Origin of the sequence: Luteibacter sp., from assembly GCF_009912395.1 — a bacterium.
GTDB lineage: Bacteria > Pseudomonadota > Gammaproteobacteria > Xanthomonadales > Rhodanobacteraceae > Luteibacter.
Window position 1 is genome coordinate 32,423 of sequence record NZ_WNDO01000028.1, and the last position, 25,338, is coordinate 57,760.

Annotated in this window: 18 protein-coding genes and 1 tRNA gene; 2 read left to right on the forward strand and 17 right to left on the reverse strand. The window is 66.3% G+C overall.

The features are described 5' to 3' along the window. Positions 1-186 precede the first annotated feature (186 nt). Together pip and GAK28_RS20230 are read right to left on the reverse strand one after the other, a co-directional pair. Positions 187-1,143 carry a prolyl aminopeptidase gene (gene pip / locus GAK28_RS20225; protein ID WP_291783704.1) on the reverse strand — a complete coding sequence of 319 codons (957 nt, stop codon included), beginning with the start codon at positions 1,141-1,143 and terminating at the stop codon, positions 187-189. Positions 1,144-1,246: 103 nt separating this feature from the next. After that, positions 1,247-2,620 carry an FAD-binding oxidoreductase gene (locus GAK28_RS20230; RefSeq protein WP_291783707.1) on the reverse strand — a complete coding sequence of 458 codons (1,374 nt, stop codon included), beginning with the start codon at positions 2,618-2,620 and terminating at the stop codon, positions 1,247-1,249. A gap of 124 nt (positions 2,621-2,744) precedes the next feature. On the opposite strand from GAK28_RS20230, the gene serA reads away from it, so the two are divergent. Then, positions 2,745-3,980 carry a phosphoglycerate dehydrogenase gene (gene serA, locus GAK28_RS20235; protein WP_291783710.1) on the forward strand — a complete coding sequence of 412 codons (1,236 nt, stop codon included), beginning with the start codon at positions 2,745-2,747 and terminating at the stop codon, positions 3,978-3,980. Here serA and GAK28_RS20240 read toward each other — a convergent pair. The 12 genes from GAK28_RS20240 to thrS all read right to left on the reverse strand — a co-directional run bounded on the left by GAK28_RS20240 (position 3,974) and on the right by thrS (position 15,081). Continuing rightward, a complete protein-coding gene (locus tag GAK28_RS20240) occupies positions 3,974-4,924 on the reverse strand; it encodes a sensor domain-containing diguanylate cyclase (protein WP_291783713.1) in 951 nt (316 codons plus the stop codon). The two genes, serA and GAK28_RS20240, sit on opposite strands and share 7 nt — an antisense overlap. Then, complete coding sequence (locus tag GAK28_RS20245; protein WP_291783715.1) at positions 4,921-6,237, reverse strand: homocitrate synthase; 1,317 nt, start codon at positions 6,235-6,237, stop codon at positions 4,921-4,923. The genes GAK28_RS20240 and GAK28_RS20245 overlap by 4 nt, the downstream gene beginning before the upstream one ends. A gap of 107 nt (positions 6,238-6,344) precedes the next feature. After that, positions 6,345-7,202 (reverse strand): tetratricopeptide repeat protein, encoded by an 858-nt coding sequence (locus tag GAK28_RS20250; protein ID WP_291783718.1) that lies wholly within the window; start codon positions 7,200-7,202, stop codon positions 6,345-6,347. Between the two features lie 260 nt (positions 7,203-7,462). Then, positions 7,463-7,539: transfer RNA gene (locus tag GAK28_RS20255), tRNA-Pro, on the reverse strand. A gap of 46 nt (positions 7,540-7,585) precedes the next feature. Continuing rightward, the gene (locus GAK28_RS20260) at positions 7,586-7,942 is read right to left on the reverse strand and encodes a MerR family transcriptional regulator (RefSeq protein ID WP_036114913.1); all 357 of its coding nucleotides are present in this window, start codon (positions 7,940-7,942) and stop codon (positions 7,586-7,588) included. Next, positions 7,923-8,222, reverse strand: coding sequence for an integration host factor subunit alpha (ihfA, locus tag GAK28_RS20265; protein WP_144909793.1), 300 nt, complete (start codon positions 8,220-8,222; stop codon positions 7,923-7,925). Before ihfA ends, GAK28_RS20260 begins: the two co-directional genes overlap by 20 nt. A gap of 1 nt (position 8,223) precedes the next feature. Continuing rightward, the gene (gene pheT / locus GAK28_RS20270; RefSeq protein ID WP_291783768.1) at positions 8,224-10,605 is read right to left on the reverse strand and encodes a phenylalanine--tRNA ligase subunit beta; all 2,382 of its coding nucleotides are present in this window, start codon (positions 10,603-10,605) and stop codon (positions 8,224-8,226) included. 34 nt (positions 10,606-10,639) lie between these two features. Beyond that, the gene (gene pheS, locus GAK28_RS20275) at positions 10,640-11,632 is read right to left on the reverse strand and encodes a phenylalanine--tRNA ligase subunit alpha (protein ID WP_291783770.1); all 993 of its coding nucleotides are present in this window, start codon (positions 11,630-11,632) and stop codon (positions 10,640-10,642) included. Between the two features lie 101 nt (positions 11,633-11,733). Further along, a complete protein-coding gene (gene rplT, locus GAK28_RS20280; protein WP_291783773.1) occupies positions 11,734-12,093 on the reverse strand; it encodes a 50S ribosomal protein L20 in 360 nt (119 codons plus the stop codon). A 15-nt stretch (positions 12,094-12,108) separates the two neighbouring features. Beyond that, positions 12,109-12,306, reverse strand: a complete 198-nt coding sequence (gene rpmI / locus GAK28_RS20285) for a 50S ribosomal protein L35 (protein WP_036114929.1) — start codon at positions 12,304-12,306, stop codon at positions 12,109-12,111. A 303-nt stretch (positions 12,307-12,609) separates the two neighbouring features. Further along, complete coding sequence (gene infC / locus GAK28_RS20290; protein ID WP_291783831.1) at positions 12,610-13,152, reverse strand: translation initiation factor IF-3; 543 nt, start codon at positions 13,150-13,152, stop codon at positions 12,610-12,612. 27 nt (positions 13,153-13,179) lie between these two features. Then, positions 13,180-15,081, reverse strand: a complete 1,902-nt coding sequence (gene thrS, locus GAK28_RS20295; RefSeq protein ID WP_291783780.1) for a threonine--tRNA ligase — start codon at positions 15,079-15,081, stop codon at positions 13,180-13,182. 239 nt (positions 15,082-15,320) lie between these two features. On the opposite strand from thrS, the gene GAK28_RS20300 reads away from it, so the two are divergent. After that, positions 15,321-16,331, forward strand: a complete 1,011-nt coding sequence (locus tag GAK28_RS20300) for an NAD-dependent epimerase (RefSeq protein WP_291783782.1) — start codon at positions 15,321-15,323, stop codon at positions 16,329-16,331. 54 nt (positions 16,332-16,385) lie between these two features. Here the strand turns inward: GAK28_RS20300 and recD are convergent, their stop codons facing one another. From recD to recC, 3 genes are read right to left on the reverse strand one after another with little or no spacing between them, the layout of a single operon-like run. After that, positions 16,386-18,263 carry an exodeoxyribonuclease V subunit alpha gene (recD, locus tag GAK28_RS20305; RefSeq protein ID WP_291783784.1) on the reverse strand — a complete coding sequence of 626 codons (1,878 nt, stop codon included), beginning with the start codon at positions 18,261-18,263 and terminating at the stop codon, positions 16,386-16,388. Further along, the gene (gene recB, locus GAK28_RS20310) at positions 18,260-21,907 is read right to left on the reverse strand and encodes an exodeoxyribonuclease V subunit beta (RefSeq protein WP_291783786.1); all 3,648 of its coding nucleotides are present in this window, start codon (positions 21,905-21,907) and stop codon (positions 18,260-18,262) included. Before recB ends, recD begins: the two co-directional genes overlap by 4 nt. Continuing rightward, positions 21,904-25,326: an exodeoxyribonuclease V subunit gamma gene (recC, locus tag GAK28_RS20315; RefSeq protein ID WP_291783788.1), complete on the reverse strand. Its 3,423-nt coding sequence runs from the start codon at positions 25,324-25,326 to the stop codon at positions 21,904-21,906. Before recC ends, recB begins: the two co-directional genes overlap by 4 nt. Positions 25,327-25,338 lie beyond the last annotated feature (12 nt).

Sequence of the window (25,338 nt, forward strand, 5' to 3'; positions counted from 1 at the left end):
GCCCGTTTTTACCGGGCGCTTTCTTTTTTTGTAGGAGCGCGCTTGCGCGCGATCCCGCGATAGCGGGCCAGAGTGCCGCTGCCGCGGATCGCGCGCAAGCGCGCTCCTACACGGCGTTAGCCCATCAATCGACGTTAGGCCGTCAACCGCGGTTAGGCCATCAACCGCCGTCAGGCCGCCAATCGATCAGCCGGCGAAACGATCCGTGGCCTTGACCAGCTCGCGCGTGATGCCAGGCTCGAACGCCGAATGGCCGGCGTCCTGCACGACCTTCAGCTCGGCCTCCGGGAAGGCGCGATGCAGGTCCCATGCGCTGCGCATCGGGCAGACCACGTCGTAGCGCCCCTGCACGATCACCGTCGGGATGTCGCGGATCTTGCCCACGTCGCGAAGCAGCTGGCCGTCGACCTCGAAGAAGCCCGCATTGACGAAGTAATGGCATTCGATGCGCGCGAAGGCCAGGGCGAACTCGTCCTCACCGCTGGAGGCGATATGGTCGGGATCCTGGTAGAGGTAGCTGGTGGCGCCCTCCCAGACCGACCACGCGCGCGCCGCGGCGACGCGCACCGCCGGATCGGCGCTGGTGAGGCGACGGTGGTAGGCGCTGATCAGGTCGCCGTGCTCGGCCTGCGGAATCGCCGACAGGTAGGTTTCCCAGGCGTCCGGATACAGGTCGCTGCAACCGGACTGGTAGAACCACTCCAGCTCCGAACGACGCAGCGTGAAGATGCCGCGCAACACCAGCTCGGTGACGCGCGTGGGATGCGTCTCGGCATAAGCCAGCGCCAGCGTGGAACCCCACGAACCGCCGAAGACCTGCCAGGCGTCGATGCCCAGGTGCTCGCGCAGGCGCTCGATGTCGGCGACCAGGTCCCAGGTGGTGTTGTCGGTGAGTTCCGCGTGCGGCGTGGACTTGCCGCAGCCGCGCTGATCGAACAGGACGATGCGGTACTTTGCCGGGTCGAAGAAGCGACGGCAGCGTGGGTTCGTGCCACCGCCCGGACCACCATGCAGGAACACGACCGGCTTGCCGTTCGGGTTGCCGCTTTCCTCGAAGTAGAGCGTGTGGAGGGGCGAAACCTTGAGCGTGCCGCTGTTGTACGGCTCGATCGCCGGATACAGGTCGGTGGAATCCTGGGCCATGACGGGTCCTTGGGAGGGGCGGGGAAATGCCAAGGCTAACTGTGTACGGTGGCCCACGCCACTGTAGGAGCGCGCTTGCGCGCGATCGCGCGCAAGCGCGCTCCTACAGGAGCTTGCCGGGATTCATGATGTTTTTTGGGTCCAGGACGGCCTTGATGCCGCGCATCAGGGCGATTTCCGCCTCGGAGCGCACGCTGCCCAGCCAGGGCTTCTTGACCAGCCCGATGCCGTGCTCGGCCGAGATGCTGCCTTCGTGCTTCCGCAGCGTTTCGACCAGGAGCGCGGTGACATGCTCGCATTGCGCGACGAAGACCGCGTTGTCGAGATCGTCGGGCTTGAGCACGTTGATGTGCAGGTTGCCGTCGCCGATGTGGCCGAACCAGACCACGTCGACATGGGGATATCCCGCCGTGAGCAGTTGCTGCATCTCCTCCATGAAGGCCGGCACCACGGAGATCCGCACCGAAACGTCGTTCTTGTACGGCTTGTAGCGTGCGAGGCTTTCGGTGATGCCTTCGCGCAGACGCCATAGCGCGGCGGCCTGGGCGTCGCTGGAGGCGATCACGCCATCCACCACCCAGCCCTCTTCCACGCAGCGCTCGAAGAAGTCCAGCGCGTTGGCCTCGCCGGCCGCGTCGAACTCCGTCACCACGTAGTACGGATAGTCCTCCGCAAACGGCTTTTGCGCGCCATGGGCCGTCACATGGGCCAGCGCTCGATCAGTGAAGAATTCGAAGGCCTCCAGGCGTAGGCGATGATGGGCCTCAGCGAACACCTTCATCAGGGCGTCCATCGCCGGCACGGCCAGCAGCATGACCTGCGTGCGCGGTGGCGGTGCCGTGAGCCAGAGGGTCGCCTCGACGACGATGCCCAGCGTGCCCTCGGAGCCGATCACGAGGTGGCGCAGGTCGTAGCCGGAAGCGTTTTTTACCAGCGCCTTGTTGAGGTCGAGCAAGTCGCCCGTGCCCGTGACCACCTTCAGGCCGGCGATCCACTGTCGCGTGTTGCCGTAGCGGATCACGCGAATGCCGCCGGCATTGGTCGCGATGTTGCCGCCGATTTGGCAGGAGCCGCGGGCGGCGAAGTCCACCGGATAGACCAGGCCGTGATCGCGGGCGGCTTGCTGCACCGCCTCAAGGGCAATGCCCGGCTGGACGGTGAGGGTGCGGTCGACGGCGTTGAAGTCGAGGACCTTGTTCATCCGGTCGAGGCTAACCACCAGCTCGCCCTGGGCGGCGACGGCGCCGCCCGACAGACCGGTGCGGCCGCCTGAGGGAACGATGGCCACGCCGGCGTCCGCCGCCCAGCGGACGATCGCCTGGACCTGCGCGATATCGGCCGGAAAGGCCACCGCCAGGGGCGCCGGCGTCCAGCGCCGGGTCCAGTCGCGACCATGATGCTCGAGGTCGCCGGGGTCGGTCGACAGCTTGAGGTCGGGCAACAGGCGGGCAAGCTCGGACAGGCGCGGGTCGGTCATGGGCGGCATCGCTCGGGTGATCCGTCGAGGGTGCCAGCGCCAGGCGACGGCGTCCACTGCACTGCAACATTCCTGTCGTCCATCTGGCATAGTGGATGTCCATCCACGCGGAACCTGACCGGCCATGAAGCGCACGTCGTATCCGAAAGAGGACATCAAGGTCTTGCTGCTCGAAGGCGTCAGCCGCAGCGCCCTCGACACCTTCCGCCAGGCCGGATACACGCAGATCGAGTTCCATGAGAAATCCCTGCCCGACGACGAGCTGCGTGAGCGCATCGCCGACGCGCACATCGTGGGCATCCGCTCGCGCACCCATCTCAGCGCCGATGTCCTGGCCCATGCGCGCCGACTGATCGCCGTGGGCTGCTTCTGCATCGGCACCAACCAGGTCGATGCAGCCGAGGCCGAACGCCTGGGCGTGCCGGTCTTCAACGCGCCCTACTCCAACACCCGCAGCGTCGCCGAGCTGGTGATCGCCGAGACGATCCTGCTGGTCCGCCGCATCCCCGAGAAGAACGCCGAATGCCATCGCGGCGGCTGGTCGAAGTCGGCCGCCGGCAGCTTCGAGGTGCGCGACAAGGTGCTGGGCATCGTCGGCTACGGCCATATCGGCACCCAGGTCGGCGTGCTGGCCGAAGCCCTGGGCATGCGAGTGATCTTCCACGACATCGAGCCCAAGCTCTCGCTGGGCAACGCCCGCCCGGCCTCCAGCCTGGAAGACCTGCTGGAACGCGCCGACGTGGTGACCCTGCACGTCCCGGAAACCCCGCAGACCAAGCTCATGATCGGCGCCGCCGAGATCGGCCGCATGCGCCCCGGCGCCATGCTGGTAAACGCGTCGCGCGGTACGGTGGTCGATATCGACGCCCTGGCCGATGCGTTGCGTTCCAGCTACCTGGCCGGTGCCGCCATCGACGTCTTCCCGGTCGAACCCAAGGGCAATGGCGACCCGTTCGTCTCACCCCTGGTGGGCATGGACAACGTGATCCTCACCCCACACGTGGGCGGCAGCACCGCCGAGGCACAGGAGAACATCGGCATCGAGGTCGCGTCCAAACTGGTGCGCTACAGCGACAACGGCAGCACCCTGTCGGCAGTGAACTTCCCCGAGGTGTCACTGCCCGGCCACGCCACCAGCCGCCGCCTGCTGCACATCCACCGCAACATCCCCGGCGTGCTGTCAAAGGTCAACGAGGTGTTTTCGCGCGCCGCCGTGAACATCGACGGCCAGTACCTGCAGACTTCGCCGCAGGTGGGCTACGTGGTGATCGACGTAACCACCAGCGAAGAGCACGCCGCCGCCCTGCGCAACGAACTGGCGGCGATCGAAGGCACCCTGAGGGCGCGCGTCCTCTACTGAGGCGCGTCGTCCGAGACGACCCGCGCCCTGCCCCGCTGCTTGGCGACATAGAGGCGACGGTCGGCCACGGCGATGAAGGGATTCACCTCGTCGCCGTCCTTCGGCACCAGGGTATGCACGCCCGCGCTCAGGGTCAGGCGTCCTGCCGGGCCGGTTCCCGCATGCGGGATCAGGGCGCGATCCACCAGATGCAGGCAGCGCCAGGCCTGAGCCATGGCGGTCGCTTCGTCCGTATCCGGCAGCAGCAGCACGAATTCCTCGCCGCCGAAACGACAGAGCAGGTCACGCGGGCCGCGCAGGATGCCGGTGAGCGTCTTCGCCACGCGCTTCAGGCACTCGTCGCCTTCGAGATGCCCGTAGTGGTCGTTGTACTGCTTGAAGTAGTCGATATCGAGCACGACCACGGACACCGGCTGGCGCAGACGCTTCGCCTCGCGCCACTCCAGGTCCATCATCGCGTCAAAACGACGGCGGTTGGCCACGCCCGTGAGGCCATCCTTGTAGGACAGCTCTTCCAGCTCGCGCTGCATGTCGAGCAGCTTTTCCTCGGTGCGCTTGCGTTCGCTGATATCGAACATGAAGCCGATCAGCGCGTTCGGCGAGCCATCCGGGTTACGGACCACGTGCACGACGTCACGGATCCAGACGAAGGTGCCGTCCTTGCGCAAGGCACGGTAGTCGGCTTCGTGGTCGATACCCGCCTGCGACTGGGCCACGCAGAAGTTGAAGACCCATTCGCGGTCCTCGGGATGCATGCGATCGGCCCAGTCCTGAACGGTCTGCCATGACTTTGGCGACCAGCCAAGCAATTCCTCGATCTGCGGGCCGATGTAGTCGAAACGCAACGTCGCCCAGTCGATTTTCCAGGGGATGGCCCGGGTCGATTCGAGCAGGGTTTTGTAGAGCCCTGGTTCCTCGGTGAGGATCGCGTCGTCGATGCTCATGTGCGTTCTACTGCCTGGGGATACGTCCGCCTCATACGATCCCTCGCACGCTCGTAGAGCGGCACGAGGTTGGCGGGATCATCGTAGTCGATCCGCATGCCGGAGCGTAGTTCCCGGCGCATCAGGAAGATCATGCTCTCGACGACGGGATCACCGAACTCCTCGGGCATGCGCCCGGTGACTTCGGCCAGTCGTCCGCGCACGGCTTCCGCGTCGCTCACCACCGCCGAGATACGGTAGCGATACCTGCCGCCGATACGCTCGGGTGGCAGGTCCATGAAACGACCCTCCCGCTGGCGGTACGCGCCATGGACCAGGCGATAGGCGTTGTGACCCAGCACCGGCACGTCGTCCGGCACCGTCGTTTCGTCATCGAAGGCCTGGAGGGTCGCCGACAGCGGCAACAACCTGCGGAGGCGGTAAGCCTGCTCGACATGGACGTTTCCGACGCGGGCGAGATTGGCCAGCAATTCGCCGAGCGACGCCCCGTCCTGGCGGGAGAAACCACCCCAGACGCCATCGGCGCCATGCAGCAGTGCCTCGATCAACGACGCATTCTCGAATCCTGCGCCGCCGTGGGCATGCACCAGGAGCTTCATCGGCGGCGGCACGAAGGCCCTCACCGCCTCGATGCAGGCGCCCACCTGGAACGGCATGTAGGTGCCTCGGGCGTCCTCCATCAGGATGCCTTCGATCGGCAGGGCGACCAGCTGATCGAGGATGCCGAACGTGTCCTCCGGCACCTCCATGAGGGCGTCGAAGCCGTCGACGAGATTGACGAAGATGCGGGGCGACGCACCGGCTTCGCCTTTCACGTTCTCCATGATCCAGAGCACGTTCTCAGCGAGGCTCCGCCTCAACTCGTCCAGCGTGTACTTGCCCTCCCTGCCCAAGGGACTGACGTGGATCTCCAGCACGGTGTTCGGCACACCGTAGTTGCGGAGCTTCTGTAAGGACGGATCGGGTCGGAAGATGTCCTGCGCATCGATGATGCCGGGCGAGGTGAAGGCATAGCAGCCACGCAGATCGGTACCGATCTGCTGGAGACAGCTCATGAAGTCATCGTCGATGTCGGGAACGTCGGGCATGGCCTGGTTGAGACGGCCCAGCGCGATGTTTCGGAAACCGAAGTCCCGCAGCAACGGCAGGATTTCCAGCTTGTCCTCGAGCGTCTGGCCCACCCGGGAGCCCACCGGGTTCTCATGCAGCGAGATATCGATCAGGAAAGGATCGATCTGGGCCAGCCTGTCCTGCTTGCCGCGCGCCTGCTCCAGCGCGGCACGCGCGCGATCACGAACTACCGATGACGACATCCGACTCCCCCTCCCGCGCGGCCGAATGGCCGCGCCTGTATGACGGGGATATCGGCCGATTCACGGGCGCCTTAAGGGAGCCAGGTCATCCCTGGCTTACCGGACGCTCACCACTGGTTATCGTCGAGCGAGTCGTCGCTGCCGCCGGACGAGCTGTCATCCCACGAATTGTCGTTGTTGCCCATGTCGACGGGATCGCTGCGCAGATCGTCGTAGGCCTGCGCCGAAGGATCGCGATTCACATAGGTATCGCCGGGGCCCAGGTTCCGCAGGGTGTCATTGTCGCGGTGCGAGTGCAGTGCCTCGTCGAGCAAGGCGCCCGCCGCGAGACCGCCCAGGCCAGCAGCCACGGCCGTACCCACGCCGGACGATGCTGGTGCAGGCGGGGCGTAGCCCGGGTAACCTGGATAGCCCGACCCCGGATAACCACCCGACGGCGGCATGCCGTTGTTCATGGGCGGCGCCTGGTTATAGGTGTCGTACGGTCCGTTGGCCGGACGCTGGCGACGCGACCACAGCAGGGCGATCAGCACGACGACACCGCCGATCACGAGGATCGCCGGCAGGATCGACATGCCATGGCCGCCATGGCTCCGCTCACCCTCGGACACGGTCCGGGCGTCGGACAGTCGCGATGCGGACGCCGGGGCCAGCGCGGCGTCGAGCTTGTGCTGGAACTGCTGGAACTTGGCCGGGTCCGTGAAGTGGGTGGCCGGGTCCAGGGTGGCGGCCTTGGACGCCTCGGCCTTCGCCTCACCGATATTGCCCTCGTGGGCCAGCACCTCGGCCAGCACGTAGTGGGCCTTCGCACTCTGGGGGTGTTCGGTGATGGCCTCGCGCAGCAGGGCCTCCGCTCCCGGGTAGTCCCCTCGGGCGAGCAGCGCCTGGACGTCGTGCGGGGAATCCGCGGCGGTCGCCAGACCCGCCAGGGCGAACAGGACAAGGGCGAGAAGCAGCTTCTTCATGGCAGGCTTTCGAGGGTGGAGATGCCATTGGAGTGGCGGTCTCCACGAAAGTTCTCAAGTCACCCCTGCCACCGGTCATGAGCCGTGCATGGGGTGCAACCCGCCCCGCGTATCGCCCGATGCGGCCGCCACCTTGTAGGAGCGCGCTTGCGCGCAATGGGTGCTCGCGGTAACCCCCATCGCGCGCAAGCACGCTCCTACAGGTGAGGATCGGGCAAAAAGCAAAGGCGCCCCTGTCGGGACGCCTTTGCTTCGAATAATGGTCGGGGTGGCGAGATTCGAACTCGCGACCACTACACCCCCAGCGTAGTGCGCTACCAGGCTGCGCTACACCCCGACGAGCTAACGATTGTAACAGCTTCGAGGCCGCCTGCGGAAGCAGGTCAGCGACGAAGCAGGGTGAGGACTTCCTCGAGCTCCAGGCGGACCTGGCGCACGATCTGGTGCGACATGCTCGCCTCCATGCGGGCCTGGGGGCCCTCGAGGCGGGCACGCGCGCCCGTGATGGTGAAGCCCTCGTCGTACAGCAACGAGCGGATCTGCCGGATCATCAGCACGTCGTGGCGCTGGTAATAACGACGGTTGCCGCGACGCTTGACGGGCTTGAGCGCGGGAAACTCCTGCTCCCAATAGCGAAGCACGTGCGGCTTGACGCCGCAAAGCTCGCTGACCTCACCGATGGTGAAGTAGCGCTTCGCCGGGATCGCCGGAAGCTCGGTGTTATTCCCTGGATCCAGCATAGCCCTCGACTCTTACCTTGAGTTTCTGGCCAGGACGGAAGGTGACTACCCGCCGGGCCGAGATGGGGATTTCCTCGCCGGTCTTCGGATTGCGACCGGGCCGCTGATTCTTCTGCCTCAGATCGAAGTTGCCGAAGCCCGACAGCTTCACCTGCTCGCCCTTCTCGAGCGCCTCGCGCACAACCTCGAAATACGCGTCCACGAATTCCTTGGCCTCGCGCTTGTTGAGGCCTACGTCGAGGAAAAGCCGCTCGGCCATTTCCGCCTTGGTCAGCGCCATCTCATCCTCGCATTCTCGCCTTGCATGTCTTCTCCAATACCCCCACCGCTTCTGCCACGCGAGCGTCGGCATCGTCGTCGGTAAGGGTGCGTGAAGCGTCCTGTAAAATCAAGCCCATAGCGAGACTCTTTCGCCCCTCGTCGATTCCCTTGCCGGCGTAGCGATCGAACAGGCGGATCTCCTTCAGCGTGTCGCCGAGCGCGCCGCGAACGGCCGCCTCGACGCTGGCCCAGGTGATCTCTTCCGGCAGTTCGACGGCGATATCGCGGCGAACGGCCGGGAAACGGGCCACACGGGTCGCGCGCGGCAGGCGACGGGCCAGGATCGGCTCCAACGCCAGCTCCATCACGTAGACGTCGGCGCCCAGGTCCAGGGCCTTCGCCAGCGCGGGATGCAGCGCGCCGATGAAGCCAGACGGGTGGCCGTCGCGGAGCACGCGGGCTCCGCGCCCCGGATGCAGCCAGGACGGCAAGTCCGTCGCGTCGGTCGACCAGCGCTCTGGCTCACCGGTGCGTGCGATCAGCGCGTCGAGGTCGCCCTTGAGATCGAAGAAATCCACCGTGCGCGAAGCTTCGCCCCACTGCTCCGCCAAGGCGGAACCGGAGGCGACCACGGCGACGCGGCCGATTTCATCCGGCGCGCCACCGGTGGCGTGGAAGCTGCGGGCCACCTCGAACAGCCGCACGCGCTCTTGCTGGCGGGCGCGGTTGTAGCGCAGCGCCTCGACCAGACCCGGCAGCAACGAAGTGCGCATGACCGCCAGGTCGGCGGACAGCGGATTGGCCAGCGGCACCCAGGCATGGTCGACGCCCCAGGTGGTGAGCAGCTCGGTGCTCACGAAGGACAGCGTCACCGCCTCGAAGTAACCCCGCGCAGCCAACTGGTCGCGCAGCTGCATCTCCGAAAGGCGTGCCTCGGGCTCCGGCGTGAGGGCGATCTCGCCCGCCGGCGTCGTGGTGGGAATACGCTCGTAGCCGTGGATGCGCGCGACTTCCTCGATGAGGTCCTCTTCGCGCTCGATGTCGAAACGGCTGCTCGGCGGGGTGACCTGCCAGCCGTCCGCCACCTCGACCACGCCCATGCCGAGCGCAGTGAAGATGCGGGTGACCTCGGCGGCCGCCACGTCGATACCGAGCACGCGGCGCAGTCGCGCATGACGCAGCAGCACCGGCGCGTGTTCGCGGAGGTCTTCCGGACGCTCGGCGATCGAGACCGGACCGGCCTTGCCGCCGGCGATGACGAGCAGCAGTTCGGTGGCACGTTCCAGCGCGCGACGCGGCAGCGCGGGGTCGACGCCGCGCTCGAAACGATGCGAAGCGTCGGTGTGCAGGCCGAGCTTGCGGGCACGGCCCATGATCGCGGACGGCGCGAAATGCGCAGCTTCAAGGAAAATGTTGCGGGTGTCGTCGGTGACGCGCGAATCGAATCCACCCATCACGCCGGCCACGGCCAGCGCCTTGGCGTCGTCAGCAATGACGACGAAGGACGGATCGAGCTTCGCTTCGCTGCCGTCGAGCAGCTTCAGGGTTTCGCCCTGGGTCGCGTGACGGGCGACGACGGTACCGGACAAGGTGTCGTTGTCGAAGGCATGCAGCGGATGGCCCAGTTCGAGCATCACGTACTGGGTGACGTCGACGATGGCGCTGATCGGACGGATACCCGAGCGACGCAGGCGCTCGGCCAGCCACAGAGGCGACTTCGTGCTGGCGTCGATGCCCTCGATGACACGCCCCAGGTAGCGCGGTGCATCGGCGCCGGCGCCCAGCTTGACGGGACGGCTGGCCGACGACGCGATCGCGGCCTCGCCCACGCCGATCGACTTTACGTGGCTGCCGAACAACGCGGCCACGTCGTGAGCCAGGCCGTTGAGGCCGAGCACGTCCGGACGGTTCGGGGTGATCTTCAGCTCGATGCTGGCGTCCGGCAGGCCGAGGTAGTCGGCCAGCGGCTGGCCGACCGGCGCATCGGCCGGCAGTTCGAGCAGGCCGGAGGCGTCAGCATCGATACCCAGCTCCTTCGCGGAGCAGAGCATGCCGAAGGATTCCACGCCGCGCAGCTTGGCGGCCTTGATCTGGATGCCACCCGGCAGGCTGGCGCCGACCGTGGCCAGCGGGATGCGGATGCCGACGCGAGCGTTGGGCGCGCCGCAGACGATCTGCAGATGCTCGCCCTGCCCTGCGTCCACCTTGCACACCTGCAGGCGGTCGGCTTCGGGGTGCTTCGTGGCTTCGACGATCTCGGCGACGACGACGCCATCCAGGCCTTCGCCCAGCGTCGTGACCTCTTCGACCTCGAGGCCGGCCATGGTCAGCGCGTGTACCAGCGCGGCACGATCCGCGTCGACGGTCACCAGTTCACGCAACCAGTTTTCGGAGAATTTCATGGGAGCGACTCGTATGCGTTGTGGGCGGCGAGGATCAGGCGAACTGGCGCAGGAAGCGCAGGTCGTTCTCGAAGAACGCGCGCAGGTCGCCCACGCCGTAACGCAGCATGGCGAAGCGCTCTACGCCCAGGCCGAACGCGAAGCCGGTGTAGCGCTCCGGATCGATGCCGCAGTTCTTCAGCACGGTGGGATGCACCATGCCGCAACCCAGCACCTCGAGCCAGCGCGTGGAGCCGTCCTCGGCGTCCCAGCGGATATCCACCTCGGCCGACGGCTCGGTGAAGGGGAAATAGCTGGGACGGAAGCGCATCTCGAAATCGCGCTCGAAGAACGCGCGGATGAATTCGGCCAGCGTGCCCTTCAGGTCGGCGAAGCTGGAGGTCTCGTCGACCAGCAGGCCTTCGATCTGGTGGAACATCGGCGAATGGGTCTGGTCCGAATCGCTGCGGTAGACCTTGCCCGGCGCGATGATGCGGATCGGCGGCTGGCGCCCCTGCATCGAACGGATCTGCACCGGCGAGGTATGCGTGCGGAGCAAGCGGCCGTCACCGAAGTAGAAGGTGTCGTGCATCGCGCGCGCGGGATGGTGCGGCGGGAAGTTGAGCGCCTCGAAGTTGTGCCAGTCGTCTTCGATCTCGGGACCGTCGGCGCGCTGGTAGCCCAGGCGGCCGAAGATGTCGGCGATGCGCTCGAGGGCACGGGTAATAGGGTGGATGCCACCGTATTCGCCATCGCGACCCGGCAGGGTCACGTCGATGCGTTCGGAGGCGAGGCGGCGGTCGAGCTCAGCCTGTTCCAGCGCCTGCTTGCGGGCGGCGATGGCGTCGGTGAGGCGCTCCTTGACGCGGTTCACTTCGGCGCCGCGCGCTTTGCGCTCTTCACCAGTGAGCTGGCCCAGGGCCTTGAGGGCGGCGGTGACCGCGCCGTTCTTGCCCAGCAGGGCGACACGCACGCTATCCAGCGCCTCGAGCGAGGCTGCCGATTCGATATCGCGCAGGGAGGCGTCGACGTTCTCGATCGATTCCATCGGTTTTTCCTGACGTGGAAAAAGAAATGGGGAGAAGGCTAGGCCTTCTCCCCACGTCATCCATCATCGCGCGATAGAGTTACCGCGCGTGGTAAAGCGGATTACGCAGCCAGACTGGCCTTGGCCTTCTCTGCGATCGCGCCAAACGCCTTGATGTCGTGCACGGCGAGGTCCGCGAGGACCTTGCGGTCGACCGAGATGTTGGCCTTGGCCAGACCGTTGATGAGACGGCTGTACGACAGGCCGAACTGGCGAGCGGCGGCGTTGATACGGACGATCCACAGCGCGCGGAACTGACGCTTGCGCTGCTTGCGGCCGATGTAGGCGTACTGACCGGCCTTGATGACAGCCTGGTTAGCTACGCGGAAAACCTTGCGACGGGAGTTGTAGTAGCCCTTGGCACGGCCGATGATCTTCTTGTGACGACGACGGGCGGTTACACCACGCTTAACACGAGCCATTGTTCTTAGCCTCCCTTAGAGATACGGCAACATGCGAGCTACACCCTTGGTGTCGCACGCCTTGACGTGGTTGGGAGCGCGCAGGCCGCGCTTACGCTTGGTCGACTTCTTGGTCAGGATGTGCGACTTGAACGCATGGCCTGCCTTGAACTTGCCCGACGCGGTCTTGCGAAAACGCTTCGCGGCCGCCCGGTTGGTCTTGATCTTGGGCATCGGAATGCTCCGTATTCGGTTGCTGACTGATCCGGCGGCGGGTCCAGGGACCTGCGCTTTCCTTCCTGCCGGGTACGGTGATCGGCCCATCCATTCGGACCGAGCCGGCGAGGATACACGAAATCCTCAGGTTTGGCACGCCTGTCGTTGCTGGAAAAACAGGGGTCTAGCGCCTCCGTGCCTTTGGCGTAGGGGGCCCCTCGCGACAACCGACTGCCCGGCGCTGGGTTCCAGCGTTCGCTGGAACGACGAGAAGTCTCACGCAGATATGAGAACGGCGCCCTGGGGCGCCGTTCCATAGGATCAGACCTTTTTCTTCGGGCCGATCATCATGACCATCTGGCGGCCTTCGAGGCGCGGGAAGGACTCCACGACGCCGTCTTCGCCGATGTCCGCCTGAATCTTCTTCGCCAGGTTCTGGCCAAGATCCTGGTGGGACATTTCGCGGCCACGGAAGCGGATGGTGACCTTGACCTTGTCGCCTTCTTCAAGGAACTCACGCATCTTGCGCAGCTTGATGTCGTAGTCGCCCACGTCCGTGACCGGACGGAACTTCACTTCCTTGATTTCGACCTGCTTCTGCTTCTTCTTGGCGGCCTGGGCCTTCTTCTGGGCTTCGAACTTGAACTTGCCGAAATCCATGATCTTGCAGACCGGCGGATCGCCGTTCGGCTGGATTTCGACGAGATCGAGGCCTAGCTCTTCAGCCGCAGTGATGGCATCACGGGTTTCCATGATGCCCATCTGCTCACCTTCGACGCCAAGCACGCGCACGCGCGGCACCTTGATCTCACGGTTCTTGCGATTACCCTTGTTTTCGGTCGTAGCGATACCGCTATCCTCCAGAAGTTAACCCTACGGCGGGTCCGTCGCCTAGCGACGGGCCTCGGCCTCCAGTTTCGCGGCGAAGTCGGCCAGCGGCATGCTGCCCAGGTCCTCTCCACCACGCGTACGTACCGAGATGGTACCCGTCTCCTTCTCGCGGTCACCGACCACGATGAGGTAAGGCACCTTCTGCAGCGTATGCTCGCGGATTTTATATCCGACTTTTTCGTTGCGCAAATCGGCCGCCACCCTGAAGCCTTGCCCCACAAGGGCTTGAGAGACTTCACGGACGTAATCGGCCTGGGCGTCGGTAATGCTGAACACGACCGCCTGAATGGGGGCGAGCCAGGGCGGGAGCAAGCCCGCGTGGTGCTCGATCAGGATGCCGATGAAGCGCTCCATGGAGCCCACGATGGCCCGGTGCAGCATGACCGGGTGCTGGCGCTGGCTGTTCTCGTCCACGTACTCGGCGCCAAGGCGCTCGGGCATCATGAAGTCGACCTGCATCGTGCCCACCTGCCAGGTACGGCCGATGGAGTCCTTCATGTGGTACTCGATCTTCGGGCCGTAGAAGGCGCCCTCGCCCGGCAGTTCTTCCCATTCCACGCCGGCCACGGAGAGGGCCTTGCGCAGAGCGGACTCGGCCTTGTCCCAGACTTCTTCCGCGCCGATGCGCTTTTCCGGGCGCAGCGCGATCTTCATCGCGATGTCCTCGAAGCCGAAGTCCTGATAGACCGCCATCGCCTGGCGATGGAAGGCCGCGACCTCGTCCTCGATCTGCGACGGCATGCAGAAGATGTGGCCATCGTCCTGCGTGAAGGCGCGCACGCGCATGATGCCGTGCAGCGCGCCCGACGGCTCGTTGCGATGGCAGCCGCCAAACTCGCCATAGCGGATCGGCAGGTCGCGGTAGCTGTGCAGGTTGGCGTTGAAGATCTGGATGTGACCCGGGCAGTTCATCGGCTTCAGCGCATAGGTGCGCTTCTCCGACTCCGTGAAGAACATGTTCTCCTGGTAGTTATCCCAGTGGCCGGACTTCTTCCACAGGCTCACGTCCATGATCTGCGGGCCACGCACTTCCTGGTAGCCGCTCTTGCGGTACACGCCACGAACGTACTGCTCCACCACCTGCCAGATGGCCCAGCCCTTGGGATGCCAGAACACCATGCCCGGGGCCTCTTCCTGCAGATGGAACAGGTCGAGCTGCTTGGCGATGCGGCGGTGGTCGCGCTTCTCGGCCTCTTCCAGCTGGTGCAGATAGGCCTTGAGGTCCTTGTCGTTGAGCCACGACGTGCCGTAGATGCGGCTGAGCATCTCGTTGTTCGAATCGCCGCGCCAGTAGGCACCGGCGACCTTCATCAGCTTGAACGCGCGCAGCTTGCCCGTGTTGGGCACGTGCGGGCCGCGGCAGAGGTCGGTGAACTCGCCCTGCGTATAGAGGGAAAGCTCCTCGTTCGCCGGGATGCTTTCGATGATCTGGGCCTTGTATTCCTCACCCAGGCCGCGGAAGAAGCGCACGGCCTCGTCGCGGCCCTTCACCGAACGCGTGACGGGGATGTTTTCCTTGACGATCTTCTCCATCTCGGCCTCGATAGCACCGAGGTCGTCCGGGGTGAAGGGACGCTCGTAGGCGAAGTCGTAATAGAAACCGTTGTCGATCACCGGGCCGATCGTGACCTGCGCGCCCGGGAACAGGCGCTGCACGGCCTGGCCCAGCAGGTGGGCCGTGGAATGGCGCAGGATGTCCAGCGCGTCGGGGCTCTTCTCGGTGACGATCTCGAGCGCGGCGTCGCGATCGATCGTGTAGCTGGCGTCCACCAGCTTGCCGTCGACTTTGCCGGCGAGGGTGGCCTTGGCGAGACCGGCGCCGATCGAGGCGGCGACATCCTGCACGGAGACGGGGTGTTCGAAAGGACGCTGGCTGCCGTCGGGGAGCGTGATCTGGATCATGGGAAGCGGATTCCGGACAAACAAAAAGGGCGCCAAGCGCCCTTCGGATGAAGACGAAGACGTGGCGTGAAAGCTCAGACTGGGGTGTGGGTAGTCCGCATGTCGCACACTCGGCCGGCGTTGCCGCGGGCCACCTCTCGTCTCGTGGATACCTGTTAAAAACTAGTGCAGCCCCGGCGCCATGTCAATCCGGAGCGCTCCGTTACAATGCCCATCCGCTCCAAAGGCAGGTCATTCCCATGCGCATCCTGGTCACCGGCAGTGCCGGCTTCGTCGGCTCCGCCCTCACCGAGCGCCTGCTCGCGCGTGGCGATACCGTGCTCGGTTTCGACAACCACAACGACTACTACGACCCGGCCCTCAAGGAGGCCCGGCTCGCCCGCTTCGCCGCGCACCCGAATTACACCCACGTGCGCGCCGATCTCGCGGAACAGGCGGCCGTGGACAAGGCCTTCGCCGACTTCCAGCCCGAGCGCGTGGTGAACCTCGCCGCCCAGGCCGGCGTGCGCTACTCGCTGACGCATCCGCACACCTATGTGCAGAGCAACCTCGTCGGCTTCGTGAACGTGCTGGAGGCCTGCCGCCGACACCAGATCGGGCATCTGGTCTACGCCTCGTCCAGCTCCGTGTATGGCGCCAACCGCAAGATGCCCTTCGCGGTGGAGGACGCCGTGGATCATCCGGTGAGCCTCTACGCGGCCACGAAGAAATCCAACGAACTGATGGCGCATACCTATAGCCACCTGTTCGGGCTGCCGACCACGGGTCTGCGCTTCTTCACCGTCTATGGCCCCTGGGGGCGCCCGGACATGTCGCCGATCCTGTTCGCCAGCCGCATCCTGCGTGGCGAGCCAATCGACGTGTTCAACCACGGCAACCACAGCCGTGATTTCACCTATATCGACGACATCGTCGAGGGTGTGATCCGCACGTTGGATCATCCCGCGCAGCCGGATCCGTCGTATGACCCGGTGTCGCCGAATCCCGGTTCGTCGGCCGCGCCTTACCGCGTGTACAACATCGGCAACGATGAACCGGTGCAGTTGCTCGATTTTATCGAGCTGCTGGAGAAGCACCTGGGCCGCACCGTCGAGAAACGACTGCTGCCGATGCAGCCGGGCGACGTACCGGACACCTGGGCCGATGTCTCGGCGTTGCGCCGTGATGTGGGTTATGCGCCGTCGACGTCGATCGACGAGGGGTTGCGGCGATTTGCCGAGTGGTACAAGGATTTCTACAAGCAGGTTTGAAACCTTGCGCGCGACCCTGCGTCGCGATGCGCTGGATCGCGCGCAAGCGCGCTCCTACAGGAGGCGGCGGAGGAGGCCGGAGGCGCGCTTTGTCTTGCGGGCGATGGCGTAGGCGACGATATCCGGCGTGGCCAGTAGCGTGAAATGCGTCTTGGCGCGCGTCACGCCCGTGTAGAGCAATTCGCGGGTCAATACCGCCGAGGGCTCGGTCGGCAGCGCCAGCGCCGTGTGCTCGAACTCCGAACCTTGCGACTTGTGCACCGTCATCGCGTACACCGTCTCCACGGCGGCCAGGCGGCTGGGCACCACGAAACGCACCCGTTCGCGGCCGTGTTCGTCGAGCACCGCGAACGCGACGCGCAAGGCCATGCCGCCCTGCCCGTCCGGCACCCATAGCGTGACGCCGACATCGCCGTTCATGAGGCCGATGGCGTAGTCATTACGCGTCACCATCACCGGACGCCCCTCGTACCACTCGCGATCGAGGTCGACCAGCCCGCGCGCAGCAAGGCCTTTCGCGATGCGCTCGTTCTGCGCCGGCACACCGGCGTCGCCATGCCGGGATGCGCACAACAACTGGAATCGGGCATACGCCTTCAGCGCACCGGCACCCCAGGCCTCGAAGGCGTCAGGAGCCGCATCTGCGACCGGGCGTGCCTTTTCGATCCAGTCGAAATAAGCCAGGTAACCCGGGGCCCCGTCCCTGCCTTCGATGGCCAGGGTCGCAATGCCTTCGGCAGTCGGCGAGCGTAGGGCGAGGTCGTCCGCCGCATCGCGCATTGACTGCGCGACGGCCGCGACATCGCCCGCACGGATCGCGTTCGCCAGCGCACCGATGCCGCTACGTTCGCCAAAGCGGCGGCTCCGACGCAGCATCACCACGCGCTGGTCGAGCGGGCGCGCGCTGGCGGATTCGCTCCAGGGCCCGACATCCACGTCGCAGACCGTTTCGAGCCACGCACGCGTCGTCTCGTTGTAGTGCCCTGCCTCGGCGCGGGCGCAGAGATCGCCCAGCACGGCGCCGGCTTCCACGGACGACAACTGGTCCTTGTCGCCCAGCAGGATCAGCCGAGCCTCGCGCGGCAAGGCGTCGAGCGTCGCGGCCATCATTTCCAGGTCGATCATCGAGGCCTCGTCGATGACCAGGACATCCAGGTGCAGCGGATTGTCCCTGTCGTGACGAAACACGCGGCTATCCGGCCGGCTGCCAAGCAGGCGATGCAGGGTCGTGACTTCGGCGGGGATGGCCTGCTTCACCAGCGGGTCGACATCGAGCCGTTCGATCTGTCCCGCAATGGATGCGTTGAGGCGTGCGGCCGCCTTGCCCGTCGGAGCGGCGAGACGGATGCGCAGACGCGGTTCGCCACGACGATGCGCCAGGGTCTGCAACAGCCCCAGAAGGCGCACCACCGTCGTCGTCTTGCCGGTGCCCGGTCCACCCGTGATCACCGCGAAGGCACCTTGAGCGGCGATGGCGCAGGCGACCTTCTGCCAGTCGAGTGAACCCTCTTCCGTCGGGAACAGACGGTTGAGTTCGGTCCCCAGCTCATCTGGCGTCGGCTGCACATCGAGACGGGAGAGGATCGCTTCGGCCACCCCGACCTCGTCACGCCAGAACCGGCGCAGATAGAGCAAGCCGTCGTCGAGCACCAGCGGCGCGGCGGGATCGCCTTCGGGTCCCGCCACCAGCCGCGACGATCCCAGCCATGCCAAGGCATCGGTCAGCCCCGCGTCCTGGGCTTCCAGCGCATCGACATCCACGCAGATATGGCCGTCACCCAGTTCCTTGCTTACGATCGCCGCCGCAGCAAGCACGCGGAAATCGGCGTCGCCATCGAGCGTCGCCAGGAAGCGGGCGAACGCCCGATCCACCGGGCGCAGGCGTTTTTCGTCGACCGCAAGATCGAGCCAGGTGCGTAGATCGATCGTCATGCGCCTCGTCCCTCGAACAGCGCGTCGAGCGCCTCGATCATTGCCAACGGTGGACGCTCCGCATGGATGCCATGCCCTTCGCCATCCACACCGCGCAGGTAGAGATACACCGCACCGCCGACATGCGTGTCGTAATCGTAGGCCTCTCCAAGACGCGAGCGCAGAAGGCGATGCAGCGCCAACAGATAGAGCGCGTATTGCAGTTCGTAGCGGGCATCCAGGATCGAATGACGCATCGCCGCGGCACCATAGGCCTGCGCGTCGGTACCGAGCCAGTTCGACTTGTAGTCGATCACGTACCAGCGCCCTTCGTGCTCCACGATCAGGTCGATGAAGCCCTTGAGCATGCCGTTCACCTTTTCCGCCGCGAGCGAGAGACGGGGCGCGTCGTCCAGCGTATGCGTGCGGACGATGCGATCCAGCGCAAGGGTGTCGACGCCATGCGCCTCGAAAAGAAACTCGAGTTCCGCGCGATAACGCGACGGATCGACCAGCGAACCGAGCGCCACGGCACCACCGGCTGGCAAGGGCAGCGGCGTCGCCAGGAGGGCCAGCAGCCAGTCGGTCAGCGGATCGATCCAATGCGTCCAGCCGTGGCGCTCGCAGCGCCGGGCGACCGTATCGCGCAGGCGCTCGCGATCGTCCGCGACGATGGCGAAACCTTCCTCGGCCATCCATTCCAGCAGGTCGTGCAGGAAGGTGCCGGCGTCGGCGCCACGCGGAAAATCGTGGATGCTCCCTGCCGCGACGGGCACGGCGGGATGTTCCTCCCGGTACTCCACGATGACATCGTCGCTGGGCGTTTCGGGCGCGACATCCTTTTCGTCGTAGCGAAGACCGCTGTAGCTCGCGATCCACCAGGGTTCCGCCTTCGCGATACGCGGCTCGCGCGCAGGCAACGAACGCACGTCGCGCGTCGGCGCCACGTAGATCGCATCGTCCGGTGGCGGCATGTATTCGACGGCGATGGACGAACGCTCGCCCTTCACGTCGCGCAACAGGTTCGCCAACACGCCATTGTCGATCTCGGCACCGCCATGCAGGAGATGACCGAACGCCGAGCGATGCAGCTGCGGTTTCTTCGCCGCGTTGTAGCAGACCGGCGCCACGCCCAGCCAGCATGCGTGGCGCGCGCGGGTCAGCGCGACGTAGAGCAGACGCAGGTCTTCCTGCAGCGCCGCGCGTTCGGCGGCATCCTTCGCGTCGCGAACCCGCTCACCCGCCGCGCCGCTGCTGGCCGAAAGCAATTCCAGCTGGGTCGATTCGCCATCGTGGTAACGATAGCCCTGTCCCGCGCGCAAGCCGCCCTGCGCGCAGACGAAGGGCAAGAAGACGAGCGGGTATTCGAGGCCCTTCGACTTGTGGATCGTGACCACCTTCACCAGGTCGTCGTCGCTTTCCAGCCGAACGACCTGCTCGTCGCCCGTATGTCCCGCGCGGTCGGCGATTCGCTCCGCGAGATGGCGAATGAGCGCCTGCTCGCCTTCAAGCGTCGATGCGGCCTGCTGCAACAGCTCGGCCAGGTGCAGGAGATTGGTGAGGCTGCGCTCGCCCCCCGCCATGGACAACAGGCGCCCCGGCAGGTCGAAATCGTGCAGCAGGCGATGCAGCATCGCGAGCACGCCCGCCTTGCGCCAGACCTCGCGCAACGCGAAGAACTGCTGGCCGCGATGCTCCCAGTGGCGCTCGTCGCGATTGAGTCGCTCCAGCTCGCCGTAACCCAGATCGAGCGTACGCGTGGCGAGCGCGGCGCGCATGGCCACGTCGGACGACGGCTCGGCCACCGCACGCAGCCAGAACAGCAGATCGAAAGCCTCCACGCTGTCGAGCACCGAATCGCGGTCGGACAGGAACACGCTGCGCACGCGCCGCGCCGCCAGGGCCGCGCGAATCTCCGCGGCCTCGTTGTGGCTACGTACGAGGATGGCGATATCCGCCGGCGCCAGCGCCGTGCGTCGACCGTCGTCCGTTTCGAATCCGCAGCGCCCCTGCGCCGATTCGTCCAGCAAGCGGACAATCTCGCTGGCGCAGGCCTCGGCCATCTGCTGGCGATACATGCGTACGCCCACGGGGGCTTCGTCGTCGAGCAGCCAGAGATGCAACGCGGGCTGCGGTTCGTCACCGCGAACGAAGCGCTCCGCCCTGCCCCGGGCCTTCACGGCGTCGAACGGCAGGCCGCGATCGGCGAAATGGAACGCGCCCGTCGGATGGTTCTCTGCGCGGGCGAACAGCGCGTTGACCGCCTCGACCATGCCCACGCTGGAACGGTGGTTCGTATCCAGGCTGTAGTGCGGTGCCATGGCTTCCGAGCGTGCCGTGAGGTACGTGTGGATGTCCGCACCACGAAACGCGTAGATGGCCTGCTTGGGATCGCCGATCAACAGCAGTCCCGTTCCCTCGGCGCCCGCGTACACGGTGCGAAAGATGCGGTACTGGAGTGGATCGGCGTCCTGGAATTCGTCGATCAGCGCCAACGGGAACTGGCGCCGAATCGTATCCGCCAGATCGCCACCAGCCGGGCTGACCAGTGCGGCATCGAGGCGAAGCAACAGGTCGTCGAAGCCGATCTGCGCACGACGGCGCTTCTGTGAGGCGAAACGCTCGCGCACCCAGGTCAACGCCTCGGCGAGAATCGCGTGGCGCACGCCGACCTTGCCGGCCTGCCATTCGTTCCAGTGTTCCAGCGCGCCGAAAGCGGGATGCTCCGGGCGCGCCTTGCCCTTGCCGGTGGCCTTGCCAAGGCGCGTGGTCGCATAGCGCGCGATGTCGAATCCCGCAGGATCGCCGCTGGCGGCCCAGCGACGCATCGACGCCATGTCGGCGGGCATGCGTTCGGGGCGATACCAGCCGTTGTGCAACACCTTGTCGCGGACGGCGCCGACCAGCATCGCGTCGAGTTCATCCGCCGCGTTCCGCCAGCTCGTCGCGGCGATGTCCAGGCGACGACGATCCTCCTCGTCCCACTGCCGACGTTCGGCCAGCACGTCGGACACGACGGCATCCGCGCCAAGCACGTCACCATTTACCCGCAGTACGGCCTCGCCGCCGAACAGCAACGGCTTGAGGTCGCGCATCAGCGCATCGGGCGTGTTCCATTCCTCCAGCACGGGCGCCAACTCGGCCTCGTCCAGTGGATAGAACGCCTTGCGCCAGTAGTCGCGCACGCATTCGGCGAGCAGTTCGGTCTCGTCCGGCTCCAAGGTCTGGGCGAACGCGTGACCGCTGCCGAACGCATGCTGGGTGAGCATGCGCTGGCTCCACCCATGAATGGTGAAGATCGCCGCCTCGTCCATCCATTGCGCGGCAAGTTCCAGGCGGCGCGCGCAGGCCGGCCAGGTGTCCGGTGGCAGGTCCGCAAGTAGCGCGCCGAGGAAGGTCTCTTCCGCACCACCGGCACGAAACGCGCGCGCGGCATCGACGAGGCGCGCTCGGATGCGCTCGCGCAGTTCCTGCGTTGCCGCCTCGGTGAAGGTCACCACGAGGATCTGCGGCGGCAACAGTGGCTGGTCGATGCCATGGCCAAGCACCGCGCGCACGTAGAGCGCGGCGATGGTCCAGGTCTTGCCGGTGCCGGCGCTGGCCTCGATCAGGCGCATGCCGTCCAGCGGCATACCCAAGGGATTCAGGGGCTGGGACGCTATCATGCGGCCTCCACGCGCAAGGCCGCGAGGAAGTCGCGGTACGGTCCCAGGCGGTCCGCGAAACCGCCGTCGCGCAAGGCGTCGAACGAGGGCCACGCGCGGCCGAGATAGGGATCGCCATCGACCTCGCCGTGCACGCGATCCTGGGTGCCTTCATAGGCGGCGCGGGCACGCGCGGGCGCATCCTCCGCGGCCTCGGCCGTCAGCCAGGCCATCGCCGTGCGCACCGCGACCGGCAACGGATAGGTCATGCCGTCGCGCCACGCGCGCAGCAGTCCGCCCAGCATGCGCCGCGCCTCGTCGGGTTCAATCGGCGACATGACGATGGTCGCGTCCGGACCGATATAACGCGTCTCCATGCGCCAATCGGCAGCCTGAGCCACGAGATGGTCGGCCCAGGGCATCACAAGACGATGCAGGCGCGGCACGCCATCGGCGTCCAGGACATTGGCCGGCGATGGCAGGAGCCACGCGAGACGCCCCTCGGGGTCCATGCGCAGGTCGGCCAGCCAGTCCTCGATCGCCATGCCTTCGCTATCGATGCGAATTTCGCGCTTGCCAGCATCGAGGGGCCATGCACGACGTTCCGCAAGGAAACGGCCGTGGACCGCGTCGGCCGCCTCGACGAGATCACGGCGCACCGGCGTCGCGAAACCGCCCATCGGCAAGACGCCGCTGCGCTGGAGGCGCGCGGCGGCGAGATCGATGGCCGCGCTGCCCGCACCCTCACGCAACGCGGCACGCAGGAGCATGTCGGTCATCGCGTAGCGATCCAGGCCGTCGATGCTGAAAGGTTCCAGTTCCTCGCTCGCCACATCCGGCGCCTCGAAACGAACGCCAAGCCGGGCCTGAAAGAACTCGCGCACCGGGTGGCGCAGGAAGCGACGCAGGATGGCCAGCGTGAGTGGGCGTTCCACGATGGGAGCGGCCAGCACGGTGTCATCGATCCGGTTGCGTTCGGCATGCACCTCGCGCCATTCGTTGGCGTAGGTGAACAGGCGCGGATCGCCCTCCTGGAAGTAGGCGCGACCGAAAGGCTGCAAGGGATGCTCGACGGTGAGCGCAGGCAATGAGCCGCTCCCATCGAATCCACGCCAACCCGCTTCGAGGTAGTCACGCAGCTGCCCCACGAGCACCGACGGCGGCCGCTCGCTATTGTCGCGCACACTGCGGCCCACCCAGCCGATATGCAGCGCGTCGCGTGCGGAGAGCAAGGCTTCGAGGAAGAGATAGCGATCGTCCTCGCGACGCGAACGGTCGCCGGGGCGCCAGGCGCCGGCACGCGACATGAGGTCGAAATCCATCGGCGGCCGGGCGCGCGGGTAATCGCCATCGTTCATGCCGAGCAGGCAAACGATGCGGAAGGGAATCGCGCGCATCGGCATCAAGGTGCCGAAACTCACGGCGCCAGCGAGGAAGCGCTTGGACAGGCCGCCATCGTCCAGACCACCTAGCCATGCCTCACGCACGACATCGATGGTCAGCGGCTCGTCGAAACCCGCCTGCATGCAGGCGGTCTCCCAGGCTTCCAGCGCATCGTGCAGGCGTTCCAGGCGCATGCGATCGTCGGCATCGGCGGGATCGACGAAATCGCGCAGCAGGCGGCGCAGGTGCTCCGCCCATGCGGCAGGCGCCAGACGCCCGCTCATCGTGCGCCAGTGCTCGCCCAGGCGATCCAGCAGGTCGGCGAGCGGACCGATCAGGTGCGCGTCGAGGCCACCCACTTCGGCATAAGGTTCGATATCGCCCCACGGCTCGCCGTCGCCGACGGCGTAGCCGAGCAACATGCGACGCAGGCCGAACGCCCAGGTGTTCTGTTCCAGCGCGGGAAGGTCGAGCGAGGCGCGCTGTTCGGCGTCCAGCCCCCAGCGGATCCCCGCACCCTCGATCCAGCGATGCAGCAACGGCAGGTCGTCATCGCCCAGACCGAAACGCTGGCGCACGGCGGGCACGTCGAGCAGATCGGCCAGTTCGCCCGCACCGAAGCGTGATTCCGGCATGGCCATCAACATGTCGAGCGCCATCACCAGCGGCACACTGCCACGCGAGGCGCGATCGGCCACGCTGTAGGGGATGTAACGGGGATCGTCGCGCGGCACCCGTCCGAAGACGGCGTCAATGTGTGGCCCGTAGGTTTCGATGTCCGGCACCATCACGATCACGTCGCGCGGACGGATCGGATCGCCCGCGAGCGTGGATGCCTCGAAGCGCGCCAGCAGCTGGTCGTGAAGGATTTCCACTTCGCGCTGCGGCCCATGGGCCACGTGGAAGGCGATGGACGTGTCGTCGGTCGCGAGCGTGACGGGCGTTTCGGGCAACGGGTCCAGGTCGAGGATGGCCGTCTGCACCTGGCCGAGGAGATGCCTCGTCGACGGCTCCGCGAAGAGATCGATGCGTTGCTCCCATGCGCTGAAACGCTCGCGATACGCCTCGGGGTTGTCGAACTCGTCGAGCAGGCGAATGTAGTCGCGCCCTTGCTTGCCCCACGCCGCCAGCAACGGCTGCGCATAGAGGTGCATGTCTTCGTCCGACAGCAGCGCGGGCATGCCCGGCTTGGCTGCCTGACGGCGGCGCTCCGCGCGCAGCAGTTCGCGGTCGTCCACGATGTCGGCCCAGTAATGCCGGCACGGGTTCATCACCACGAGCACCACCTGAGACCAGCGCCCCAGTGCCGAGAGGGCCTCCAGCGTCTGCCGCGGCAGCGACGACATGCCGAACACCACGATGCGCCGGGGCAAGGTGACGGGACGCTCGGAACCCTCGGCCACGGCCCGCAGGAAGCGTGCATGGACGGCCGCACGGTGACCGTGCGCCTCGTCGGGTCCGACGTCGTCCAGCAGGCGGCGCCAAAGGGCGGCCTGCCAGCGGTCGGCGGCGGCCATGTCCGGCGCGCCGCCTCGGGCGTCGCGAAGGATGTCCTGCCCGCCCGCCCAGTCCTCGAGCCAGTCGGCGCGATACACCTGGTACTGGTCGTAGAGATCGGCCAGTCGCTCGGCGAGCTGGTGACACTTGCGCGCATCCTGCCCATCGCCGAGGAAGGCGGCCAGGGGTTCGAACACCGGCTCCTTCGCCACCGACGGCAACAGGCGCATGAGCCGCCAGACCAGCCGCGACTTGTCGAACGGCGACTCCGGCGGCACGGCATCCCGGCCAAGCACCGCCCGATAGGCCTGCCAGAGGAATCGACCGGGCAGCTGCACGTCCACCGCCGCGGCGATGCCGAGGCCGCCCTCTTCCACGCCGCGCGCCAGCGCCATGCGGAACCACTGCGCGATGCCGTTGGACTGGACCAGCACATGCTCGTCTTCCAGCGGGCCGAGCGGCGCACGACGAAGCCACGCGGCCAGCACGTCGCGCAGTTCTTCCAGGCGATTGCCATGCAGGACCATCAGGCCCGGCGCGATGTCGTTCCGTTCGGTCAAAGGGGGCTCCCC

Excerpts from the sequence above, each read along its gene's own strand:
- GAK28_RS20300 (WP_291783782.1), top strand. The coding sequence starts at position 15,321 with ATGCGCATCCTGGTCACCGGCAGTGCCGGCTTCGTCGGCTCCGCCCTC.
- rpmI (WP_036114929.1), bottom strand. The coding sequence starts at position 12,306 with ATGCCCAAGATCAAGACCAACCGGGCGGCCGCGAAGCGTTTTCGCAAG.
- recD (WP_291783784.1), bottom strand. The coding sequence starts at position 18,263 with ATGACGATCGATCTACGCACCTGGCTCGATCTTGCGGTCGACGAAAAA.
- thrS (WP_291783780.1), bottom strand. The coding sequence starts at position 15,081 with ATGATCCAGATCACGCTCCCCGACGGCAGCCAGCGTCCTTTCGAACAC.
- GAK28_RS20240 (WP_291783713.1), bottom strand. The coding sequence starts at position 4,924 with ATGAGCATCGACGACGCGATCCTCACCGAGGAACCAGGGCTCTACAAA.
- GAK28_RS20230 (WP_291783707.1), bottom strand. The coding sequence starts at position 2,620 with ATGACCGACCCGCGCCTGTCCGAGCTTGCCCGCCTGTTGCCCGACCTC.
- GAK28_RS20250 (WP_291783718.1), bottom strand. The coding sequence starts at position 7,202 with ATGAAGAAGCTGCTTCTCGCCCTTGTCCTGTTCGCCCTGGCGGGTCTG.
- pip (WP_291783704.1), bottom strand. The coding sequence starts at position 1,143 with ATGGCCCAGGATTCCACCGACCTGTATCCGGCGATCGAGCCGTACAAC.
- pheT (WP_291783768.1), bottom strand. The coding sequence starts at position 10,605 with ATGAAATTCTCCGAAAACTGGTTGCGTGAACTGGTGACCGTCGACGCG.
- GAK28_RS20260 (WP_036114913.1), bottom strand. The coding sequence starts at position 7,942 with ATGCTGGATCCAGGGAATAACACCGAGCTTCCGGCGATCCCGGCGAAG.
- recB (WP_291783786.1), bottom strand. The coding sequence starts at position 21,907 with ATGATAGCGTCCCAGCCCCTGAATCCCTTGGGTATGCCGCTGGACGGC.
- pheS (WP_291783770.1), bottom strand. The coding sequence starts at position 11,632 with ATGGAATCGATCGAGAACGTCGACGCCTCCCTGCGCGATATCGAATCG.
- serA (WP_291783710.1), top strand. The coding sequence starts at position 2,745 with ATGAAGCGCACGTCGTATCCGAAAGAGGACATCAAGGTCTTGCTGCTC.
- GAK28_RS20245 (WP_291783715.1), bottom strand. The coding sequence starts at position 6,237 with ATGTCGTCATCGGTAGTTCGTGATCGCGCGCGTGCCGCGCTGGAGCAG.
- ihfA (WP_144909793.1), bottom strand. The coding sequence starts at position 8,222 with ATGGCGCTGACCAAGGCGGAAATGGCCGAGCGGCTTTTCCTCGACGTA.
- rplT (WP_291783773.1), bottom strand. The coding sequence starts at position 12,093 with ATGGCTCGTGTTAAGCGTGGTGTAACCGCCCGTCGTCGTCACAAGAAG.